At 62.6% G+C, this 21,593-nt stretch carries 14 protein-coding genes and 1 CRISPR repeat array; of the genes, 5 read left to right on the top strand and 9 right to left on the bottom strand.

Going from position 1 to position 21,593, the window contains the following annotated elements; translation table 11 throughout:
• Positions 1 to 83 precede the first annotated feature (83 nt).
• A CRISPR array of direct repeats spans positions 84 to 2,211; the repeat unit is 28 nt; unit sequence TTTCTGAGCTGCCTACGCGGCAGTGAAC.
• Between the two features lie 129 nt (positions 2,212 to 2,340).
• The 8 genes from cas6f to LL964_RS19730 form a co-directional block, all read right to left on the bottom strand.
• Entirely contained in the window at positions 2,341 to 2,895 is a 555-nt protein-coding gene (cas6f, locus tag LL964_RS19765) for a type I-F CRISPR-associated endoribonuclease Cas6/Csy4 (RefSeq protein ID WP_323132954.1), read from the bottom strand.
• Between the two features lie 16 nt (positions 2,896 to 2,911).
• Positions 2,912 to 3,949, bottom strand: a complete 1,038-nt coding sequence (gene csy3, locus LL964_RS19760; RefSeq protein WP_104588951.1) for a type I-F CRISPR-associated protein Csy3 — start codon at positions 3,947 to 3,949, stop codon at positions 2,912 to 2,914.
• A 26-nt stretch (positions 3,950 to 3,975) separates the two neighbouring features.
• Complete coding sequence (gene csy2, locus LL964_RS19755) at positions 3,976 to 4,989, bottom strand: type I-F CRISPR-associated protein Csy2 (RefSeq protein WP_104588950.1); 1,014 nt, start codon at positions 4,987 to 4,989, stop codon at positions 3,976 to 3,978.
• Positions 4,986 to 6,347: a type I-F CRISPR-associated protein Csy1 gene (gene csy1 / locus LL964_RS19750; RefSeq protein WP_104588949.1), complete on the bottom strand. Its 1,362-nt coding sequence runs from the start codon at positions 6,345 to 6,347 to the stop codon at positions 4,986 to 4,988. Before csy1 ends, csy2 begins: the two co-directional genes overlap by 4 nt.
• A 78-nt stretch (positions 6,348 to 6,425) precedes the next feature.
• A complete protein-coding gene (gene cas3f, locus LL964_RS19745; RefSeq protein WP_104588948.1) occupies positions 6,426 to 9,812 on the bottom strand; it encodes a type I-F CRISPR-associated helicase Cas3f in 3,387 nt (1,128 codons plus the stop codon).
• Entirely contained in the window at positions 9,809 to 10,798 is a 990-nt protein-coding gene (cas1f, locus tag LL964_RS19740) for a type I-F CRISPR-associated endonuclease Cas1f (protein WP_104588947.1), read from the bottom strand. Before cas1f ends, cas3f begins: the two co-directional genes overlap by 4 nt.
• A 366-nt stretch (positions 10,799 to 11,164) precedes the next feature.
• Positions 11,165 to 11,629, bottom strand: a complete 465-nt coding sequence (locus LL964_RS19735; RefSeq protein WP_167395461.1) for an SMI1/KNR4 family protein — start codon at positions 11,627 to 11,629, stop codon at positions 11,165 to 11,167.
• Between the two features lie 199 nt (positions 11,630 to 11,828).
• Complete coding sequence (locus tag LL964_RS19730) at positions 11,829 to 12,785, bottom strand: LysR family transcriptional regulator (RefSeq protein WP_104588945.1); 957 nt, start codon at positions 12,783 to 12,785, stop codon at positions 11,829 to 11,831.
• Between the two features lie 117 nt (positions 12,786 to 12,902).
• Between LL964_RS19730 and aceB the strand changes: the two genes are divergently transcribed.
• The 4 genes from aceB to LL964_RS19710 all read left to right on the top strand — a co-directional run bounded on the left by aceB (position 12,903) and on the right by LL964_RS19710 (position 19,752).
• Entirely contained in the window at positions 12,903 to 14,519 is a 1,617-nt protein-coding gene (gene aceB / locus LL964_RS19725; RefSeq protein ID WP_104588944.1) for a malate synthase A, read from the top strand.
• 169 nt (positions 14,520 to 14,688) lie between these two features.
• Entirely contained in the window at positions 14,689 to 15,984 is a 1,296-nt protein-coding gene (gene aceA, locus LL964_RS19720) for an isocitrate lyase (RefSeq protein ID WP_104588943.1), read from the top strand.
• Between the two features lie 192 nt (positions 15,985 to 16,176).
• Positions 16,177 to 17,217 (top strand): GGDEF domain-containing protein, encoded by a 1,041-nt coding sequence (locus LL964_RS19715; protein WP_104588942.1) that lies wholly within the window; start codon positions 16,177 to 16,179, stop codon positions 17,215 to 17,217.
• Positions 17,218 to 17,220: 3 nt separating this feature from the next.
• Positions 17,221 to 19,752, top strand: a complete 2,532-nt coding sequence (locus LL964_RS19710; RefSeq protein WP_104588941.1) for a putative peptide modification system cyclase — start codon at positions 17,221 to 17,223, stop codon at positions 19,750 to 19,752.
• Between the two features lie 34 nt (positions 19,753 to 19,786).
• Here LL964_RS19710 and LL964_RS19705 read toward each other — a convergent pair whose 3' ends face one another.
• Complete coding sequence (locus LL964_RS19705) at positions 19,787 to 20,143, bottom strand: NHLP-related RiPP peptide (protein WP_104588940.1); 357 nt, start codon at positions 20,141 to 20,143, stop codon at positions 19,787 to 19,789.
• A gap of 88 nt (positions 20,144 to 20,231) precedes the next feature.
• Here LL964_RS19705 and LL964_RS19700 point away from each other — a divergent pair, with 88 nt between their 5' ends.
• Positions 20,232 to 21,416: a putative peptide maturation dehydrogenase gene (locus LL964_RS19700; protein WP_104588939.1), complete on the top strand. Its 1,185-nt coding sequence runs from the start codon at positions 20,232 to 20,234 to the stop codon at positions 21,414 to 21,416.
• Positions 21,417 to 21,593 lie beyond the last annotated feature (177 nt).

Below are 21,593 nucleotides of genomic sequence, written 5' to 3'. Positions count from 1 at the left end.
GAACAAGACCCCGGGTGGGTCAGATTTACTTCGGCGATCCAACGAAAAGTGGGTCAGATTTAAATCGGCGTTGACATGTAGGTTTTCTGAGCTGCCTACGCGGCAGTGAACGCTGCACGTCGCGCGCCCAAGCGCAGCGCATCTTTCTGAGCTGCCTACGCGGCAGTGAACCTTTCGGCGATCCGTGTGCGCATCGCGGTGCATTTCTGAGCTGCCTACGCGGCAGTGAACGCGCAGGCGGATGATCGGCTGGCCCTGGACGTTTTCTGAGCTGCCTACGCGGCAGTGAACGAAATGCAGCAGGCGATCGACCAGACCACAGATTTCTGAGCTGCCTACGCGGCAGTGAACCCGGATCACATCGATCGCATCGAGCAGTGGGATTTCTGAGCTGCCTACGCGGCAGTGAACTACTGCCCGATGTAGGACCAATACGCGGTATCTTTCTGAGCTGCCTACGCGGCAGTGAACCAGCCATAGTGGTGCTCGAGCGGGGTTTGCCCTTTCTGAGCTGCCTACGCGGCAGTGAACCTTGAAATCCAGTGTGGGCTTGCTCATGGTCATTTCTGAGCTGCCTACGCGGCAGTGAACGTGGCTGGACGCAGCTGGACGCGACCCGGTGATTTCTGAGCTGCCTACGCGGCAGTGAACAACAGCAAGACCATCAAGCTGCGCCCGGTGAATTTCTGAGCTGCCTACGCGGCAGTGAACGTGCAGCAGGCCAAGCTGGCAGGCCGGACGCTTTTCTGAGCTGCCTACGCGGCAGTGAACGCGATGCCGATGCGTCCGGCGCCTGCGTTGCGTTTCTGAGCTGCCTACGCGGCAGTGAACGTGCTTGCCCGCGCAATGACCAGCCCGCGTGTTTTCTGAGCTGCCTACGCGGCAGTGAACTGTGGCACATGTTCGAGTGCGGTGATCTGGTATTTCTGAGCTGCCTACGCGGCAGTGAACGAGATGCGCCGCCTGTTCCTTGTGCTCGAGCATTTCTGAGCTGCCTACGCGGCAGTGAACTGGTCCGTACGCCGTCACGCTCAAGACCGATGTTTCTGAGCTGCCTACGCGGCAGTGAACCTATGGCCGCACCGGCGCTGGTCCTGAGCGAATTTCTGAGCTGCCTACGCGGCAGTGAACTCAACGGCGCCGGCCCGCTGTTCCCTGGCCGCTTTCTGAGCTGCCTACGCGGCAGTGAACTGGCGAAGGGCATGTCGGTGGCCTGTGTTGTTTTTCTGAGCTGCCTACGCGGCAGTGAACGTCACGGATGACTCCAAGCTCTGGCGGCGCCATTTCTGAGCTGCCTACGCGGCAGTGAACGCGGTGGTCGGGGTGCTGGCTCTGGTGGCCGTTTTCTGAGCTGCCTACGCGGCAGTGAACCAGACGTGCTCCGGTAATCGTGCCTTTACGCATTTCTGAGCTGCCTACGCGGCAGTGAACTCAAGCACATCGCGCAGCCGGAGCAGCCGCTGTTTCTGAGCTGCCTACGCGGCAGTGAACGTGTCGAACAGGATGGCGTCGCCGTCCTGGATTTTCTGAGCTGCCTACGCGGCAGTGAACGAATTAAGTCGATCACTGAATTAGGCCTTCCCTTTCTGAGCTGCCTACGCGGCAGTGAACGTCCACTTCGTCTCACTCATGACCATTCTCCATTTCTGAGCTGCCTACGCGGCAGTGAACGCGACGGCGCCCGGCGCGGCTCCGCCGTCCAATTTCTGAGCTGCCTACGCGGCAGTGAACCCCTGGTACTACATCGCGTTTCCGATCTTCGTTTTCTGAGCTGCCTACGCGGCAGTGAACGCGTTTGCAAGCCTGAGAACAAATGTCCTCAATTTCTGAGCTGCCTACGCGGCAGTGAACTGCACTCCACGGCTCCGAAGGAACGCGCGGAATTTCTGAGCTGCCTACGCGGCAGTGAACGTCACTACCGGCGATGTCACCGCGACGGATCTTTTCTGAGCTGCCTACGCGGCAGTGAACTGTAATCCGCATCACCTGCGCTGCGGCTTTATTTTCTGAGCTGCCTACGCGGCAGTGAACGTGGAGCGGTACGAGACGGCCCTGCTTCTTCTTTTCTGAGCTGCCTACGCGGCAGTGAACGTCTGCCGGCACGAACAGCGGCTGCGCGCCGATTTCTGAGCTGCCTACGCGGCAGTGAACGCTTCGTGTTGGTGTCGGTCATGTCCTTTCCTTTTCTGAGCTGCCTACGCGGCAGTGAACAAGACAAAAAATGACGCAAACTGTTGATGGTACTGGGAAGATCCCCAAAAAAGAAACGGGCCCCCTTATCTTAGGAGGCCCGCCAAGTTGTTGATTCTTAAGAGCTGTGTTCTGCGCAGGAAAAAAGGGTCAGAACCAGGGAACGGTTGCGTCCTGGCTCAGGCCGTAGCTGTTGAAGGTGCCCGGCACTGGAGTGGACGCCAATGGACCCTGGCGAATGAAGAGCGGGAACGAGGGTTGCCCTGTGCTGCGGCTACCCAGAACCACGAAGGGCAGCTGCAATCGTTCGGAGGCCGAATCCGGGATGCGTTGCAGCGCCGCTTCTGCATCCAGTCCGTGGCGTCGCATCGCCCTGCGGCGTAGGCGTGATGGGCTGCTCTTGGCCTGTACCCGCATCACTCGCCGATGCTGCACGCCAGCGGGGGTGGGGTAGATGTCCGATACAGTCAAATGATCCTGCATGCCTTGCAGCCAGGGCGGGGCCATCAATGTCTGCAATGCATTTTGCGGGCCGTGCAGGCGCAGGTGGTTGCCAAGGCTGGGCTTGCGCGCATCGTAGCGGGGAAAGCTGACGCCGATGTCCTGCCGCTCGTGTTGCGCGAGTATCCGGTGCAGACGGACATACAGGCCGCTGAGCAGTTGATGCGGCGCGAGCTCCGGGTCGGGCCGTAGTTGGATATCCACATAATGGTCCATGGCGTCAGCCCGCGTCGCCGAAGACGCCACCCCGGACCAGCGTGGCGATCACGAAGTGCTGCTGTTCCGGTTCCGGCACCTTGTCCTTGATGACCCAGCCGTCGAGCAGGTTGTAGAAATCCAGCTTGGCCTTGGGCTGCCGGTAGGCCTTGCCTTGCGTGGTGACCGAGCCATACGGTTCGACCGCGATCGGGCCGTTCTCCTCCGCCTCCGGGTACCAGGTGTCGATCGTGCGCAATGCATTGCCGATCTTCTGCGAGTGGATGGCCGCCACAGCGTTGTCGCCCTCGCCGACCGAGTACAGGGTCCTGCTCTTCTTGCTGCTGCCCTTGTCCAGGATCAGCTCCTGGGAGGGGAACACTTCCTGGCCCGCGCCCACGCGGACGAAGGCGGTGACCTGCAGCAGTACATGCGCCGTGCCGGCTAGAGCGGAGGCGATCAAGGCGGATAATGCGGCCAGATCCGCGCTCTCGGCCGCCGGGGCCTGCAGGCTGCGCAGGGAGTGCGTATCCGCCTGGAATGTCCATTGCGCGGCGGGGGTACCGTTCTTCAAATGCGCCACCTGTACTTCCACCTGCTCCGCACCGATGCGGTTACGCCACAGGAAGCGTCCATTGGCGAGATTGGCTGCATAGCGCTGCGCGAGAATGCCGAAGCCGTGGTTTTGCACGTAGCCGGCGACCGTGGCAGCGAGTTTCTTGCGATAGTCGGTATCGTTGCAGGCCGAAGGCTCACCGGTGCCACCAAGTACGCGCAAGGTGAATTGCACCTTCAGCGTGTCGGCATCCAGAGGCAGTGCCGCTACATCCACGGTCTGCAGGTTGGGATTTTCGATCGCCGCATCGAGCTTGGCCGGGTCCTGGTCCTTGGTCTTGAGTCGATTGGAGATGGTGCCGCGCACGGATTTCTCGCGCAGCTTCACCGGCTGCCAATCGGCGGCGGTTGCACGCGCCGACCAGCTGCCGGAGAACAACAGTGCGTCGGACGGGTCGAGTTTGCGCTCGAAGGCGAGGACGGAGGCGGTCTTGAGTTCGGTGGCCATGTTGGAATTCCTTGTCGTGAGGTCGCTCAGTCGAGAGCGAAATTGAAATCGTCGTGCGGTGCGGGTGTGGTTGTGGCAGCGGCAAAGTCGTTGCGGCAGCGGTACAGCCCCTGGTCTGGGGAGCTGCTTGCGTACCAGAGCAGGTGTTGCGGGGTGTCCAGGCGGTGCGGGCTGATCCACTGCCCGAGCGAGTACAGGCTTTCGACGAAGCGGAACGGTGTGCTGGTGTCGCGCGCGTTGGCCACGCTGCCGGCGGCATGCACATCGCTCAGCGCGCCATAGCCCACCGGGATCGGCACGGTCCAGCCGCTTCCGCTGCGGTCGTTGTTCCACGCGCCGGCGTCCTTCGGGTGCTCGCTCGCGCGGTAGCGCCAATTGATGCGCGACAGCGATAGCCAGGCATCGAGCCGGGTGGCGGTGGGGTCGGTGGCCTGCAGCTCGGCGACCCGTGTGTCGAGCAGGTCGCCACGCTCCACCAATGCGAAACCGGGCAGCAGCCGCATGCGCGTCTTGCGGAACTGCGCGGTACGGTCGTCCTCGGTGCCGGTCAGGTCCAGCGTCCACGGCTGGTAGCGATGCCGCGATGGCTGCGCCGGCGGGCGTATGCTGCCGCCGGCGATGCGCATGCCGGACAGCAATTCCGCCACGATGGCCATGTCGGCCTGATGGACATGCGCATCGTCCATCCAGCGCTGGCTGCGCACGCCAAGCAACAGGCTCAATTCCAGATGGAGACGGCCTTCCTCGACGATGGCAGCGGTCTTGCCGTCCTTGCCGACCGGGTTGCGCGTCAGATGGATTGCCTTGACGAAGCCGCCTTGCGTCACGTGTTCCTGATGGTCGTGGCAAACGGCGCCAATCGCGCGGAACTCCAGATCCAGCCCGGCGGCGTGGGTCTTGCGTTGTAGCGCCCACATCGCCCCCAGCAGCGCGGTCATCGATGGAAAGCCATGCGTCAGCGGGCTGGAGACGGCATTGGCGTTGTGCACCTGCAGGCGCGGCAGCACCAGTAGATGGCTGAAAGCCGGGCAGCCGGTCATGGGTGGCTCCCCGCATGCGCGTGCCGCTGTAGCGGCACAGGCCACGCCGCATCGACGATCGCCTGCCTGGCCCAGTGGCGGTGTTCGCTGTCGCCCACGCTGGTGAGTCCGGCTGCGTGCAGCCGCGCATTGACCCAGTTGGCGAAGTGATCGGCCACCGCGTCCGGCCAGTCGCCGAAGGTATACGCAGCGTTGAAGGCCTCATCGTCCTGGGTCCATTCGGGGTGTTGTGGATCGCTGCGTGCAGGCAATTCGGTCCGTTCCGGGTCCAGCCACAGCCGTTCGTACAGCGGAAGCTGACAGTCCGCATCGCGGGTCCAGCCGGGCGGGAAGCGGGCGTGGGTTTCTGCGGCGAACAGTGCCAGCTGTGCGCCCAGTTCCTGCTCGATCCGTTCGCGGGTGTCGCGCGTCTGCTGGTTGGACGGCGGTTCCGTCAGCAGGAAATCGGCCAGCCGCTTCACCATGGCACGAACGCCATCGAAATAGCCGAGCCGGTCGATGGCCGAGCCGATCTTCAGCAGGTTGCGCGGCCGATCCTGGGTCCAGGTCGGTGGTAGCGACGCCAGCAGATAATTCACGCCGCCACGCTCGCTGTTGAGCTGGGAAATGTTCTGCGGCTTGGTGCCGCCAAGCTTGCGTGCCACCAGGTTGCGGTAATCGCGGTAGCTGCCTGGATGTGGCTCCCTGGCGCGCCATGCCTGGCGGGCCAGCTTGTTCGTCTCGCCGAAGCGGGCGTCCTGGATGTCCGCGTGCACCGCATGCGCCAGTGTGCTGGAGAACATCGGTTGCAGCAGGTGGTACTGCGTATCGTCGGTCGGCTGGTCGCCGACCAGCCAGTACACCTGCTTGGCCTGCGCGTGCGAGACCGGTTGCGGATCGCTGCGCACCAATGCGCCGAATGCCTGCATCCAGCCGTCGGCGACGTCGGCGTCGGTATGCAGGGCGGCGCGAAGATCGCTGTCGCCGGCGTGCATCCAGTCCAATAGCCGCCGGCCCTCGACTTCGATCTTGAGGAACTTGAACACGTCCAGCGCAGCGGCATTGCCGACCACGTCCTCCGCATAGTCCTCGCCCAGCAGGTGGCTGCCGATCTCGGCATGCCGCGGCAGATCGCCAGGCGGCACATGCAGGCTGCTGCCGCGCGCATCGGGGTGGGTGGCCTTGAGCACATGGGTGACGGCCTGGATCTGGCCCACCCGGCGCGCCGCGTCGGCCAGCCAGGTGGCATAGTCGTATTTCGACGCCGCTCCGGTGGCGTCCTCGGCTGCGTCGTCCTTCAGCTTGGCCTGCCGGCGTGCCTCGATGAAGGCGGCGATGGCTGCGCGGAAAACTTCTGCTCTTTCGGTCGGTTTTGCCATCAATGGTCTCCCTATTGGTCCTTCAGCGTTTCATCTGATACCCGCAACGAATGTCATGAGCTGAGACTGCCTCCTTTGTCACCGCTTGAAATTCGCAAACCCCAGCCACGGGTGATGCCGCCAACCCTGGTCGTTGGCTGGGACCTTCACCGTGGCCAGCTTCTTTGCGCAGTCATCCAGCGGCAGATCGAGGTGTTCGGCCTGTTCGGCGAGCAGGCTTGCCAGCTCGAAGCTGCCCCATGGGCCGATGCCTGGAGCGGGTGCCAGCGTGATCTCGCGCCGCTGGCTCTGCTCGATGCGCACGTACAGGTCGGTGCCGCGACCGCCAGGCGATCGTTCGATCCGGTGCAGACGCAGCGCCTCGTCCTCGTCCGGCAGGAACACCAAGGTGGTGCTGGGTTGGTTGTCGTGACGAAACGGTTGTTGCTGAGGCAGCACACCGGTCAAGGCCGCTTGCGGATACTTCCGGGCGACGGCGGCCTGATCGGTCTCCAGTGGAGTGGACAGGCCGCTGGATGCATCCAACGTCAGGTCTTTCAGCATACAGGTGGCGATGCGCGCCTGCTCCAGGTCGACGAAGCGGCTGGACGGTTGCCATTGTGCATTGGGCCGTGGCCGGATGCGTGGCAAGGCCGTGAGCGTGCGGTATTCGTCCTCGAGCAGGGAGTCGTGCAGCCATGGACTGGTCAACTGGAACCGTCGTGTGGATGCGTCACTTCCTTCCTTCTCGAACCCAGGCCTGACATAGGTCGGGCGGTCCTGGTTGCCATGGCGGAAATGTCGCAGGTTGGTGTCGAAGACCAGTACGTTCGGCGTATCGCCGGTGTTGCCGCGGTGGCGCTGCACACGCCCGGCGAGCTGGATCAGTGAGCGCATCGATGAGGGTTCGGCCACTGCCCAGTCGGCGTCCCAATCGCGGCCGACCTCGCACACTGGGGATGCGAGCACCACGAACAGCTGCTCGCGTTGCGGGTGCGCGTCGATCAGCGCACGGATGGCCGGCAGGCCGTAGACGCCCTTGCCATCGCCGCGCCGATTGAAGGCGGCGTCGAGCTGGTGCTCGATGGCCGAGCGTTGCACCAGCGGAAAGCGTGCGTGATACACGCACAGATGGATCTGCGTGTCCTGTGGCGCTCCCATTGCGTACAAGGCCTGCGCAACATCGAACAATGGATCGATGTTGGCCATGCGCACCAGCCCGAAACTGATGCGTTTGCCACTGACAGGGTCGGGCTCCGCATGCGCACCGTGCAGGCGCAGGCAGGCATCGCGGACATGCGCAGCGAATGCGGCATGCAGTTGCGCATCCTGCAGAGGACGCGGCAGGTCCAGTGGCAGCAGTTCAGCACGTCGTAATGGCGGGGCCTTGGCGAGCTTGGTGGCGCGCTTGTCGACGAACTGCATGTGCTGATCGCTAAAACCCGTGCCGGTCGTGCATGTGGCGACCTGCACGCCGAACTCGTCGCTCCACAGGCAAGGCACCGCAAGCGCCGCGTCGTCCCGGCCACCGTCCTCTCCACGGTTGCGCCGGTAGTGCTGGCGTCCTGCGCGGTAGGCCAGGTACATGCCGGTCACCAGCGCTGGCGGCAGCGTTGCCGAGGACAGTACGACGCGCGTGCCCAGCATGCCGGCCCAGTGCACCAGGCGCGTCAGTGCGGGCAGGTCGTCGAGGTCGTAGTCGTCCAGTTCGTCGAGGATCAGGTCCGCGCTCATCAGGCGCAGCATCGGTGCGATCTGGCGGCCGGCGCGCAGCGACTCGGTCGCCGGCACCATATGGTCCACCGTGCAGACCAGCATGGGCGCGGACAGCAGCTTGCCGATCTCCGGGTCCTGCAGCGCCCGCGACAGCAATGGGTGATCGGTGGTGACGCCTTCGTACAGAACGTGGCTGTCTTCCTCGATCAGGTCCTGCACTGACGCCGAGCCATGCGCCTCGGCCCTGTGTTCGTAGAACTCGAACAGGGCACGGTTGGCCGAGCCACCGACGCGGATGGCCAGTTCGTCCTCGTCCAGGTGCAGATCGGTGCGGTAGCTGCGGCCGGTTTGCAGGGTCAGCGTGCGCAGGCCCAGGGCATAGGTGGCGCGCATCCCTTGTTGGGGATCGGCCAGGGCGTACAGCATGCGCGCGTTGGCGAGCGTCTTGCCGCAACCGGTCGAGGCCATGTTGACGACGAAGGCGCCCTGGTCCCGCGCGGTTTCGCGTAACGCGGTGGCCGCATCGAATGCCTTGTCCTGCCATGAAAAGCGTGGATCGGCACTGCGTTTGCGCAATCCACGGTGATTGGCCAGCCTGGGCAGATGGCGTTCGAAGCTGGGCAGCGCATAGGCGATCAGTCCCGCATCGCGGGCGACGCCGAGCAGGTGCTCGTCCAGCGGCTGCTTCAGGTTGCCGTCGCTGCCGGTATTGGCATACAGCCGAGTCCGGCCGTCGCCTTGCAAGCGCTGGGGGGAGGCGTTGGGCAACGCCGAATAATGGTGGTCGGCCAGCATCAGGCTGAGCCGGGCCAGATGCATGACGTAGGGATTGCCGAGCCAGTCGTCCGGGCGGCCCGCACGGCGTTCCAGCAGGCGCCTGGCCAGGCGCGCGGCCTGTGCGCGCCACTTCGTCTCCATCACCGGCAGTGTACCTGCAGGTGTCCAGTAGGACTGGATCCTGCCGGGTTCGGCCGGCTGGCGGATTTCGTTCCAGTCGTGCGCCAGCAGCCAGAGCGGCGTCTGAAGCCAGGCGGGATTGAACTTGGGGGCGCGTTTGCCCAGCCAGGCCTGTGTGCCGTCGTCCTGGATGACCGGCACCACCGGAAGCCGGTGGTGGCTCACCACAAGCCAAGCCACGGCGGCGGCGATCGGTGGCAGATCGCGGAACGGATATCGGGAAACGGCGTCGATGCCGTCGCGCTGGTAGCGCGTGTCGGCCAACCAGTCGGCCTCGCTCCAAGCGTCCGGGTCGGCCAGTCGTTGCAGCCAGCGCGCGTCGTCGTCGTTGCCGACGAAGGCCTGAAACAGGCGCAGCGATACCCATTCGTGGCGATAGAGGTTGCGTTCCTGCAGCTGCCCGCGCAGCCTGGCCTGGAAGGCGACACTGGCCTTGCCCAGATCGTGCAGCAGGGCGGCCAGTTGCGCGAGCAGGCGGATATCCTCGGCGGTGTGCCAGTGGTTCTCGTCCTGACGCCGCAGCACGTTGCGCGTGGTGGTGTTGGTGGGAACCGCGCCCTCGGCGTTGAAGCGGCGAGCATCGCCCACGATCCACAAGAGTTCGGAATGGTCGCGGCCGCGGATCCAGTGGCAGGCGACGGCGCTGTTCTTGCGCGCGGTCTTGCGCAGCAGTTTGCGCAAGGTGGTCAGGCCGGCTTCGGTGATCGGCGTCTGCCAGGTGCGGTCGCCGCGCCGTTCGGCGAACTGGTCGAGGATGCGCCGGGTCTCGGTCAGCGCACGCTTGTCGCACTGCGAGATCAGCAGGATGTTCACCGCGCCGGTTCCGCGTTCTTCGCCGCTGCGGTCTGCAATGCGACGGCCTTGAGCGTCTCCAGCATGAAGTCCAAGGCTTCGCTGCGAGTGAGGGTTTCGATGCAATTGCGGCGGAAGGCCTGTTCGTCATCGCCGCGCATGGCCGACAGAAAGGCCTGCGGCAGGATGCTGGCGTCCTTCACCAGGTCGGCGATGTCGAACACCAAGCCACCGCGCCGGGTCTTGCCGTGCAGCACAGCCAAGCCGTGCGGCAGGCCCAGGACCCAACTGGCGGTGGCGCCCAGGCCATAGGCCAGGTAGTTGCCATGATCGAGGAAACGGTTGGCCGGATCGGTTCCGCTGCCGCGCTTGGCGCGGGTGAAGTCGCCATAGCCGACGGTATCGACGGCGAGTTTGAACAATGCCTTGGTCAGCCTTGCTTCTTCGGTCAGCAATGCGGCGTTGTCCTGGGCCTGCTCGATCATGCGGCGGGTTTTATCCAGCAGTGCATCCAGTCTGGCACCGTCCGGCACAAAGCCCGCCTCCTTGAGGGAGCGCTGCTGCCATTGCTCTTTGATGCGCAGCGCGCGGGCTTGCTGGAACGCCTTGGCTGCCATCAGCCGGCAGTCGTCCTCGAACCAGAACGAGACCCATGCCTGCAGATACTCGGTGGGCCGGTATTCGCTCTGCGGCGAGAACCAGGCCACTTCCACATCCATTTCGTTGGCGGAGAACAGTGGTGTGCCGCCACCACCGCAGAAACCCACCAGCACGCCGGCCTTGGCCAGTTCACGCATCGCCGCTTGCGTGATCGACGTGCCCGTACCGAGCAGTACCGTGGTGGTATTGGCGATCGGAATATTCCAGTACATCGAGCGCTTGCCTGCGTCGGTGACGTATTCGACCCGGCCACCGTTGACGAGGACGCGGCAGTGCTGCAGGTAGTAGATATTCGCGCGCTTGGAATGCAGGATGGTCTTGAGGTCCGATGCCGACAGTTCTTCCATGTGTGGACCTCTCCTTGAGTGGGCTGACTTCCGGCAACCTTCCGGTTTCGATACTAGGGCGCACCAAGCGGGCCGTGCAAGTTGGCTTCTGCCGCAGCGAACCGGCTTGTTTCGTGCCGGGCATGTGTTGCACCACGTCTCCTCACCGCACATTGCACGCTGCATGCGGGCGGCGCCTCAGGGACGAGGTCGGCGCGCTCAATCGTTTCAAGGCCGGCCTTGAAGTGCTGGCATGGCAGCCAGGCCCACGAGGCGGTCGTGCAGCCCCCCAATCCGCGCCGCATGCCCATCGTGCGGCTGCGCTGGCACATGCCGTGTGCAATCCCGCCGTGGTCGGTGCGCAATGCAGGGAAATGCCAGATACCGCTACATGGCGAATGCCGCCTCGATTTCCTGCAGGAAGAACGCACCGAAGCTGTCGGCGATGCGCTCGGTCGGCGCCTGTCCGATCGATGGCGACCATTCCACGACCGCACACTCACCATCGGCGGTCACCTGGGTGGTCTCCAGGCAGATCAGTGGCCCGTATCCGCTGTCCAGAATCGGAATCAGCCGATGCGGCATTCCGCATCGGGCGCGCTCGTCCAGGGTTCGCCAGACCACGCTGGGCGCGGCACGTCCGGGCAGCCGGCCCGCGATGATGCCGTAGATCTCCACCGTGCCAAAAGCGCCGGCACCGAACGTTTGTAGGTACGCGCGATAACTGGGCGGGAACTCCAGGCCCAGCAGCGTGCTGGCCAGTGCCAGATCGGCCTCGCCCACCGGGCCGGCCACATCGATCCGGTCGGCGTGGTCTTCGAGGCAGTGCACGGCGCGAGCGAAGCAGGTCATCGCGTCAGTCATGGCGTTCCCGTCAAGAGGGGATGTGTGCGATCGGAGCGGGCGGCCGATGTCGCCGGCGATGGCCGCGGGTCGCGATTGCGATCGCGCCCGAGGATAGCGGCACATCCATGGGCGACTCCACTGCGCCGCCGCATGCGCGGCGACAGGACCAGCGATTGTGGCAGGCGAGGCGGTGACACGATGGCCTTCAACGCTCCGAGTCGCCGCCTTCGTCGTAGCCGCGCGGGGTGAACAGATCCGGTTGGATCAGTTCGATGAAGGCGCGCGCCTGCGGCGACAGGTACTTACCCTTGCGCACCACCACGCCATAGCTGCGGGTGGGGAAGAAATCCTTGAGCGAACGCGTGGCAAGCCGGTCGCGATCGGCGTCGGTGAGGCAGATCGCGGTGACGATGGAAATGCCCATGCCCATCGCCACGTACTGCTTGATCACCTCCCAGCCACCGACTTCCAGCGCCACCGTGTACGGCACCCGTGCCTGCTGGAAGATCAGGTCGACCAGGCGGTAGGTCACCTGCCGGCGCGGCGGCAGGATCAGCGGAAACGGCGACAGATCCTGCAGCGAGACGCTGGCCTTGCGCGCCAGCGGGTGGTCGGGCGGGGTGATCAGCAACTGCTCGAAACGGTAGACCGGCGCATAGGACAGGTCGGCCGGCACGTCCAGCATCGAGCCGACCGCCAGATCCACCGCATCCTCGCGCAACAGGTCGGTGCCGTCGGCGCTGATCGCGTTGTGCAGGGTCAGCCGCACGTCCGGATGGCGCGCGCGGAAGTTCTCCACGATGCGCGGTAACAGGTACAGGATGGTGGAGCTGTTGGCGGCGATGGTCAGCTCGCCGGCATCCAGGCCGCGCACCTTCTCGCGAAAGCTGGCTTCCAGCCCGTCCAGGTTTTCCACCAGCGGCAGGGCCATGTCGTACAGCAGCTGGCCTTCGCGGCTGGGCGCCAGCCGTCGCCCGGAGCGTTCGAACAAGGCCACGCCCAGATCGCGCTCCAGCGCCTGCAACTGCTGGGTCACCGCCGGCTGGCTGACGAACAGCGCCTCAGCCGCCCGTGAGACAGAGCCCAGGCGCACGGTCTGACAGAACGCCCGCAGCGGCTTGAGGCGATCGGATTTGTAGGAAAATCGCGGGGTTGGCGCCATGGCTGGTGGCTTCTCGAGCCAAGTATAAGTACCACTTATTTACAGCATTGCTAAAACTGTTTTGTCAAATAGTTGCAGCTGGCGCACGGTGCGGGTCCGGACACACCAGGAACCCCCATGTCTGCCACCGCCTTCGCCTCACGCCCCACCGATCGCGCCACACCCGGTCTATCGTTGACCACCCAGGTCGTCGGGCAGGCCGAGTTGTTGCCGCCGGCCGCCTTGGCCCTGCTGGTTTCGCTGCATCGTGCGATCGAGCCCGGCCGGCAGCAGCGTCTGGCGCAGCGCCGCGCGCGCCAGGCGGCATTCGACGCCGGCCAGCTGCCGGATTTCCGCGACGACACCCGCGCCATCCGCGCTGGCGACTGGCGGGTGGCCCCGCTGCCGGCCGCGTTGCTGGACCGCCGGGTGGAGATCACCGGCCCCACCGATCCGAAGATGGTCATCAACGCGCTCAATTCCGGCGCCAAGGTGTTCATGGCCGACTTCGAGGATTCCACCGCGCCGAACTGGCGCAACCTGCTGGCCGGCCAGCGCACCCTGGCGGAAGCCGTGCGCGGCGATCTGAGTTTCGACGCCCCCAACGGCAAGCACTACGCGCTGCGCCCCGAAGCCGAACGCGCGGTGCTGATCGTGCGCCCGCGCGGCTGGCACCTGGACGAAAAGCATGTGCACATCGACGGCCAGCCCCTGGCCGGCGGCCTGTTCGATGCGGCACTGTTCGCCTTCCACAACGCCCGCACGCTGCTGGCCAAGGATCGCGGCCCGTACCTGTATCTGCCCAAGCTGCAGAGCATGGAAGAAGCCGCGTTGTGGGACACCGCGCTGTCGCACATCGAAGCGATGCTGGGCCTGCCGCATGGTCAGATCAAGGTGACCGTGCTGATCGAAACGCTGCCGGCAGTGTTCGAGATGGACGAGATCCTGCATGCGTTGCGCGAACGCATCGTGGGGCTCAACTGCGGGCGCTGGGATTACATCTTTTCGTATCTGAAGACCTTCCGTGCGCACCGCGACCGCGTGCTGCCGGAGCGCGGCCAGGTCACCATGACCCAGCCGTTCCTGAAGGCGTATTCGGAATTGCTGATCAAGACCTGCCACCGCCGCGGTGCGCATGCGATGGGCGGCATGGCCGCGCAGATTCCGATCAACCACGACGAGGCCGCCAACGAACAGGCCATGGCCCGCGTGCGCGCCGACAAGCTGCGCGAAGTCAGCGCCGGTCACGATGGCACCTGGGTGGCGCATCCGGCGCTGATCCCGGTGGCGATGAAACTGTTCGACGAGCACATGCCCACCGCGCATCAGCAACATGTGCTGCGCAACGATGTGCAGGTGACGCGCGACATGCTCATCGCCCCTTCGCCCGGCACCATCACCCGCGCCGGTTTCGAAGGCAATGTCGAGGTCTGCGTGCGCTATCTGGCCGCCTGGCTGGACGGCAACGGCTGTGTGCCGATCCATCACCTGATGGAAGACGCCGCCACCGCCGAGATCAGCCGCGCGCAGCTGTGGCAATGGCTGCATCACGGCCAGCATCTGGACGACGGCACCGCCATCGATCAGCAACTGTTGCAGGCGACCTTGCGCGCGCTGCCGGCCCGGCTGGGAACCGCCAGCACGCTGCCCGGCGCCGCCCGCATCGACGAAGCGATCGCGCTGCTGGAACAGCTCAGCCAGGCCGACGAACTGGCCGATTTCCTCACCGTTCCGGCGTACCGCCTGATCGACTGATCGACTGATCGCATCGCTGCAGCGGTCTGAATGCTGCAGCGCTCACCGCAACGCTCCACGCCGCCCGTTGCGCATTGCGCGCAACGGAAGGCTTCGCCATGCCGCGTGCATCGCATGCGCGCCGTTCCTTCCTCGTTCCATCCGTCGTACCTCTTCAGGAGAACGCAAGATGAGCACTGCACTGCAAAGCGCCGAACACCTGCAGCAGGACTGGGCCAGCAACCCACGCTGGGCCGGCATCACCCGCAACTACACCGCCGCCGACGTGGTGCGGCTGCGCGGCACCGTGCATGTGGAACATTCACTGGCGCGGCTGGGTGCCGACAAGCTGTGGACCTCGCTGCATGCCACGCCGTTCGTCAATGCGCTGGGCGCGTTGACCGGCAACCAGGCCATGCAGCAGGTCAAGGCCGGCCTGAAGGCGATCTACCTGTCCGGTTGGCAGGTGGCGGCCGATGCCAATCTGGCCGGCCAGATGTATCCGGATCAATCGCTCTACCCGGCCGACTCGGTGCCGGCGGTGGTCAAGCGCATCAACAACACCTTGCTGCGCGCGGATCAGCTGCATCATGCCGAAGGCGACGACAGCGTCGATTTCCTGCAGCCCATCGTGGCCGATGCCGAAGCCGGTTTCGGCGGCGTGCTCAACGCCTTCGAACTGATGAAGGCGATGATCGAAGCCGGCGCCGCCGGCGTGCATTTCGAAGACCAGTTGGCGTCGGTCAAGAAGTGCGGACATATGGGCGGCAAGGTGCTGGTGCCCACGCGCGAGGCGATCGAGAAGTTGAACGCCGCGCGCCTGGCTGCCGACGTGCTGGGCGTGCCCACCGTGCTGATCGCCCGTACCGATGCCGAAGCGGCCGATCTGATCACCAGCGACGTGGATGCCAACGACCGCGCCTTCACCACCGGCGAGCGCACCGTCGAAGGCTTCTTCAAGACCCGCAACGGTCTGGATCAGGCCATCAGCCGCGGGCTCGCGTATGCACCGTATGCCGATCTGATCTGGTGCGAAACCGGCAAGCCGGATCTGGAGTTCGCGCGCGCCTTCGCGCAGGCCATCCACGCCAAGTTCCCGGGCAAGTTGCTGGCCTACAACTGCTCGCCGAGCTTCAACTGGAAGAAGAATCTGGATGACGCCACCATCGCCAGGTTCCAGACCGAACTGGCGAGCTACGGCTACAAGTTCCAGTTCATCACCCTGGCCGGTTTCCATGCCTTGAACCACAGCATGTTCCAGTTGGCGCATGGCTACGCGCGGCGGCAGATGAGCGCGTTCGTCGAGTTGCAGCAGGCCGAGTTCGCAGCGGCGGACCTGGGCTTCACCGCGGTCAAGCACCAGCGCGAGGTCGGCACCGGCTACTTCGACGCAGTGACGCAGGCCATCCAGCAAGGCCAGTCGTCGACCACCGCGCTGCGCGGCTCCACCGAGGAAGAGCAGTTCCACGGCGACAAGGCGGCCTAGCCTGCAGCAGGCCGCCGGTGTATCGCCCCCCGGGAGGGGAAGGGGCCTGGGAAAACCGGGCCCCTTTTTTTATTGCAGCACCCGTCGTTTTGTCTCGATGGCGCTGAGAATTTACGTGATCTGGTGCTGAACAGACGGCTACGGTAGGATTTGTCCAAGGGCTGACGTTGCAGGCCGGCCTTGGGGATCGGGATGACATGCCACAACACCGCTGGCGCAGTCGAGCCAACGGGAAGCGTTGCCAGAACGCTTTCCGACGGGCTGCATGCGTCGATGACTGCCGAGGAGCTGGCATTCTTCACTCGTTTCGGCCGTATCTGCGATGTCGTCGCCGGCAAGGTGTTGTTCGAGCGCGGCGCGGTGGGCACGCAGATGTTCATCGTGATCAGCGGCCAGATCGATCTGGATTTCGGTGAGGACCTGATGCTCAAGCATCTGGGGCCCGGCGAGTTCTTCGGCGAACTCGGCTTGCTGATCGGCGATCACGCACGCAGTGCCAGCGCCAGCGCCTCGATGGACAGTCGTCTGATCGAACTGACGTACGACGATTTCCAACGCCTCGTCGATCACGACCCCTCGATGGTGGCGCATTTCCTGCGCCGCTCGATCGTGCGCGTGGTCAACAACGAGCAGTTGCTGATCCGGCAGTTACGTCGTCGCAACCACGATCTGGAAGCGGCGCTGGACAATCTCTACGTCACCTCGCACCAGCTCAACCACACCGAAGAACTCAGTCGCACCGACGAGCTCACCGGCCTGCACAACCGGCGCGGTCTGGCGCTGCATCTGCAGGAATGCCGGCGCGCAGGCAACGTGCCCGGCGTGGGCCTGATCCTGATCGACTGCGACCGTTTCAAGCGCATCAACGACCAGTTCGGCCACCTGGCCGGCGACCGCGTGCTGCAGAACGTGGCGCATGCGCTGCGTTCGGTCATCGCCGACGGCGATCTCGCCTGCCGGCTGGGCGGCGACGAATTCTGCGTGCTGGTTGCGCACGGCGCCCCGGAGCTGGTGCACCACATCGGCGAGTGCATCGTGCGCGCAGTGGAAGCGCGGCTGTGCAATGGCCAGAACGAACAAGGCTGTTCGGTCAGCGCAGGCCTTTGCATGATCGACGCGGACGCGTCCTGGAACGACTGGTACACGCTTGCCGACAGCGCGCTGTACGAGGCCAAGCGGCTTGGCGGCAATTGCCTGCAAGTACGGGATCTGCTACCTGCGGAGCAGAGCTGATACATGGCAGCCGAACATGCGCAACCAGCGGCGAAACTTGACGCTCCGCAGCTGCGCACGCTGCTGTTGACCGACCTGTGCGACTCGACCGAGTTGGTAGAGCGCATCGGTGACGGCGCCGCCGCCGAGCTTTTCCGCGAACACGATCATCTGGTTGTACAGCTGCAGCAGCTATGGCGCGGCCGCCTGATCGACCGGTCGGACGGATTGCTGCTCCTGTTCGAACGACCCATCGACGGCCTGGGTTTCGCGCTGGACTACGCCCAGGGATTGCTCGCGCTGGGTGAACGCCGCAGCGTGGTGTTGCGTGCGCGGCAGGGCTTGCACGTTGGCGAAGTGTTGACCTGGCGCAACAGCGATGAAGCCGTACAGATCGGCGCCAAACCGCTGGAAGTGGAAGGGCTGGCCAAACCTACCGCAGCGCGCCTGATGTCGATGGCCCGCCCTGGTCAGATCCTGTTGTCGGCAGTGGCGGAATCGCTGACCCACCGCGCCGCACGGGAACTCGGTACGCGCGCCGAGCGTCTGCTATGGAAATCCCACGGCCGTTGGCGCTTCAAAGGCGTGCCGACGGCAATGGAGATTTATGAGGTTGGCGAGATCGGTATCACGCCACTGCGTGCACCAAGGAACTCACCCAAGGCATGGCGAGATGTTCCACTATGGCGGCGGCCAGCGGCACTTGTCGCCGAATTGTCCTTGGTACTCTTCGCTGGCATAGCAATCTGGTTATTCACCCGACCGCAACCGGCGCTTGCGTTCGCCGAGCGCGACTGGGTGGTGGTTGGCGATGTGAGAAATCTCACGGGCGACAGTCTGCTTGATGATTCTGTCGAGCAAGCGTTCCGCATCAGCCTGGAACAATCCCGCTACATCAATGTGCTCAGTGACCTGAAAGTTCGGGACACATTGAGGCTGATGAAGAAGGACGCCGAGCGCACAGCAATTGATCGGGCCGCAGGTTCCGAGATCGCGATCCGGGATGGTGCTCGCGCGTTGGTGCTACCTACAGTAGCGGAGGTCGGCGGACGATTGCGTTTCAGCGTGGAAGTCATCGACCCAAGGACACAGACCACCGTCTATGCGGAAAAGTCCGATGGACGAGGCAGGGATGCTTTACTCGGATTGATCGATCAGGTCACTTCCCAGATGCGTGGACGCCTCGGAGAGGCGCTCGATGCAATTGAAGGAACGTCCCGCCCTCTTCCTCAGGTTGCAACTGCTCGGCTGGATGCTTTGCGCGCATACGCGTTGGCCGAACAGGCATTCGGGCGTAGGGACTGGAGTGCCGCCGAAAAACTTTATGAACAAGCCATCACGATAGATCCAGGTTTTGCCTTGGCACACCTAGGTCTTGCGAGAATCGATTGGTCCAAGCGCGATCGGACGCGCACGTTGGAGCATCTCAAGCGTGCCTGGTCACTGCGTGCTTCTCTCTCTGAAAGAGAACGTTTGTATCTGGATGCCTGGATGGAGGAAACCTCTTCCGAAGGTCACCCTCTGCCGAAATGGAAGCTGCTTTCGCAGATGTATCCGGAATACTTCGCTGGCGCTGCGAACACATCGACGCATCTTATGATGCAGAATCGATTTTCCGAAGCTCTGCCGTATGCTCGGCTTGCAGCGGTTCCGCAGGATCCTCTTCGTGCTTTTGCGATCGACACAATAGGCAGAATTCAGCTAGCGAATAATGACTTGTCTTCTGCCTCCGAAAGCTTTGCGCAATCCCAAGCCTTGCTCGATAAAAAAGTGGGTCTCTATACCCCGGTCATGCTTGCCTTGGCTGGACATGATCGGGAAGCGAATGAATCGTTGCAAAAGCTCGAGCAAGCCAGCACCGATCCATTCTCGAAGCTGCAATCCGATTTTTTCCGTGTGGCGATTGCGATTGCCGAGCAAGATATGCGTCAGGCAACATCTCGCGCAAACCTTCTCAGCGAGTCTGCGTCGCAGCTGGAGCCTACCCTCTCGCTTCAGTACGGGATCGTCAACCAATCTGTATTGGCGTTGAGCGATCCCAGGTCGGTCTCTATATCGGAACTGAAAAGCCTGCGAGATCGCCTGATCTCTGCGATGAAGGATCCATCCAAATCCAGCGATCAAAATCTGTTTCGACTGTTGACTCTTACCTATATCGCACAGCGTTCTGGTCATGCGGATATGGCGGAAGAATTGATTGAAAAACTACAGGGGCATATCGCAACGTCGCAGGATGTCGCGGTTTCGAAAATGGCCGTCATCGTTCGTGCCAAGAAATGTTTGATAGACGGGGATGCGAGGAGCGCAATATCCCTGCTCAGGCCACAGCTGGATGGCTCCGAGATGATTCAGACTCATGTTCTGCTCGCTGAGGCAGAGCATGCGATAGGGGACGCAGCATCTTCGGCCTCAAGCATCGCTCGGCTTTCGCAACAGAGGGGACGTGCATTTGTGGAATACAACGTCGATCTGATCCTTATGCCGATTAATGTGTTCGATACCACATCGGCTTTCAGGAAACGTAACCAGGAAAGAAAAGTCAATGGCAACAGATGACGCCACTTTGGGTGACGCCATCCGCGCCGGAAGATCAGTTCTTCCTGCTTCCATCAAGAAAGAAGATGATGACCAAGCCATCCAGCGAGACCAAGTGGCGTTTCAGGGTCTCGCGTGCTTCCGCAATCTTATCCTTTGACGCAAGTTCTACCACCTCCGGATATGGCTGATCAGAAGGATGTGTGTAACCAATACTGGCGAGTGCGGTTGCCGGATCCTTGGAGAAAAGCTCGCGATAGCTATCGTCGGTGCTCAGAAGATCAAGGAGCTTATCGGCAGTGTTGGCATCAAGTGACGACGTGGGGTTGTCTGAATTTTCCACTACTTTTCCCTTGTTTGGTGAATCTTCTGTCTCAAAAGAAGGATTCCAATGAGCAAGATCCACCACCATTATGGACCGGTAGATGCTGTTCGGCTAGGTGCCCAGCGGCAGACCTGCCCCAGGTTGACGACATGCGCAAAAAATTAATGGGTTTTATATGAAAGTAAGACGTTGCAGCTTTCTTTTTCTCGAACCGAGACACAGTGTTTCTTTCGATTTGACGTCTTTGCTTCACGGCGGCAATGGTATCCGTCGTCAGATGGGATGGGTTGCTCTCGCACCCCATCTTGAACGAGAACTGCCGATCTCCCCGGAAGAATGTGCGTTGCTTGCCCGGATAGGGCCGGACGATTGGATTGATACAAGCGAGTTTTCTAAGATTGACAGTGCGTCGACGAATTCTCTCATCAGAATGGGGCTTTTAATTAACGAAGATGCCTTCGATCAATTCACACAGCGCGATAAAAAAATGCGTTCAAGCGGTTGGTGGCCGCTGGCGGCCCTGACGCATAGATTCGGGCGTTGGAAGAATCAGGATAGCGTGGCTTCAATGGAGGCAAAGGGACTGGTGCACCCTGGAGATCTTCGTAAAAATCTGGGTGCTCCGCCACCTGAAGTCGTTGAAAGAGTCGAGGCCAAGTCCAGATTGAAACTTCATATTCCGTCTGCTAGTCCACTTTCCCATGTTCTGGAAAATCGCGCGACGTGCAGGAATTTTTCTACGTCACGATTGGATTTCGAAGCCTTTTCGAAAGTGATGCATCAGAGCTTCGCTGCTTTATCGCAAATGAAGATTTGCGACGATACCATTTTTTTGAAGAAGAATTCTCCATCTGGAGGAGGGTTGCACGCAACAGGTATTTATGTACTTGTGCAGAATGTCGAGAAAATAGAGCCCGGGTTTTACCATTACCATCCGATTGATCATGCGCTTGAGCCTATCAATACCGATCTGTCACTGGAATCGCTGCGGGATGCTGCTCAACAAATGGTCGCTGGGCAGCACTGGTTTGCCGGTGCGCAGGTACTAACCATTCTAGCGCCAAGATACGGGCGCAGCTTCTGGAAATACAAAAATCATGCAAAAGCTTACCGTGCACTGATTCTTGATGCAGGGCATCTTTCCCAAACACTTTATCTGAGTGCTACCGAATTGGGCCTTGGGGCCTTCGTAACAGCGGCAATCAATGAGGTGAACATCGAGGAAACCTTGGGCTTGGATGCGCTAGACGAGGGGCCGTTGGCCATATGTGGTTTTGGGATTCGATCCGATTCCATGGAAATCGCCGAATTCGATCCTAACGGAAATGTATGGTCGTGCGATTTGTCTCTGAAAAAGTAGCCCTAAGTATACCTGGCTCGACGCCAGCTCTACTGAACCGCCCCGGGAACCCCGGAGGCTCCATAACTTGAGAAGATGGAGCCATGAGCAGAGCAAGCAGGTTTTCCCCCGAGGTCCGGGAGCGGTCGGTGAAGATGGTGCTGGAGCACCAGGGCGGGTACGCGTCGCAGTGGTCGG

Source organism: Xanthomonas melonis (assembly GCF_020783655.1).
GTDB classification, from domain to species: domain Bacteria; phylum Pseudomonadota; class Gammaproteobacteria; order Xanthomonadales; family Xanthomonadaceae; genus Xanthomonas; species Xanthomonas melonis.
Note: the sequence above shows the minus strand (reverse complement) of the source record. Positions and strands in the feature narration are given on the sequence as shown.